Origin of the sequence: Cellulomonas septica (assembly GCF_012396155.1) — a bacterium.
Taxonomy (GTDB): Bacteria; Actinomycetota; Actinomycetes; order Actinomycetales; family Cellulomonadaceae; genus Cellulomonas; species Cellulomonas septica.
In genome coordinates this window covers 1-1241 of record NZ_JAAXOY010000853.1, presented here as the reverse complement: position 1 = coordinate 1241, position 1241 = coordinate 1, and the positions used below count along the sequence as shown (strand labels likewise).

Annotated in this window: 1 protein-coding gene; it reads right to left on the bottom strand. The window is 75.9% G+C overall.

Annotation, left to right across the window (positions count from 1 at the left end; translation table 11 throughout):
* On the bottom strand, positions 1-1241 hold a 1241-nt coding region (locus tag HGA02_RS19785), incomplete at both ends, for a tetratricopeptide repeat protein (protein WP_168681117.1).

Genomic DNA, 1241 nt, shown 5'->3' with positions numbered 1-1241 from the left:
CCGGTCCGCCATGACGCGCTCGAGCACGCGCACCGCGTCGCGCAGCCGGCCGGCGTCCCGGTAGGCGAGGCCCAGGTTGTTCGCGCTGGTCAGCGCCTCGGGGTGGTCCGGTCCCAGGAGGCGCTCGCGGTCCGCGAGCGTGCTCTCCAGCAGCGGGATCGCCCGGTCCAGCCGGCCGGCGTCGTGGTAGGCGAGCGCGAGCACGCTGCGGCTCGTGAGGGTGTCGGCGTGCTGGTGGCCGTGCGTGCGCTCGGCGTCGGCGAGCATGCGCTCCAGCAGCGGCAGCGCGAGGTCGGGACGCCGGGCGTCGCGGTACGCGAGGGCGAGGTTCCCGCGGCTCGTCAGCGTCACGGGGTGGTCCGGGCCGAGCGCGCGCTCGGCGTCCCGCAGCGTCGCCTCCAGGAGCGGCAGGGTGCGGTCGAGGCGGCGGGCGTCGCGGTGGAACGGCGCCATGTCGTTGCGGCTCGTCAGCGTGTCCGGGTGGTCGCGGCCGAGCAGGCGCTCCTGCGCGGCGGCGTCGGCGAGCGCGGACAGCCCCAGCGCCGACAGCCAGATGCCGCCCAGGAAGTAGTCGCTCCACTCGCGACCGAGGTGCTCGATGACGCGCAGCGCGAGGTCGACCGCCTCGTCGAGCTCGCCGCGCCACGTGAGGGCGTCGACCGTGCAGCCGCCGCCCACCAGCGCGAGGATCCCGTCGCGCGACCAGTGCGCCTCGAGCGTCCGGCCCCGCTCGACCGCGTCGTCGTCGCCGCGCGCGACCGCCGCGTACAGGGTCATGAGGCGTTCGGTCGGCGCGAGCGGCTCCGGGATGTCGGTGCGGACCGGCCCGGGGGACAGGTCGCCCTGCACGAACCGGAACAGGTGCCCGAGCATGAGCATCTCGATCGCGTAGGTGCTCCACAGCATCCCCGACGACCGCGCGCGCTCGACGGCCTCGTCGCCGATCTCGGTGGCCCGCGCGACGTCGCCCGCGTAGTACCGGTTGTTCGCGAGGTTGTACATGGTGCGCAGCTCGGTCGACAGGTCGCCCGACCGCCGCGCGAGCACGAGCGCGTCGGCGAGCAGCCCCGCAGCCCGGTCCTGGTCGTCGACCACCAGCACCGCGAGCGTCGTCAGCGCGTCGGCCTCAGCGTCCACGGCGCCGACCTCGCGCGCGACCTCCACGGCCTCGCCCGCGGCGCGCTCCGCCTCGTCGTCCTCGTCCGAGTTGAGCGCCGCGCGCGCGTACGTCGCGAGGGCCC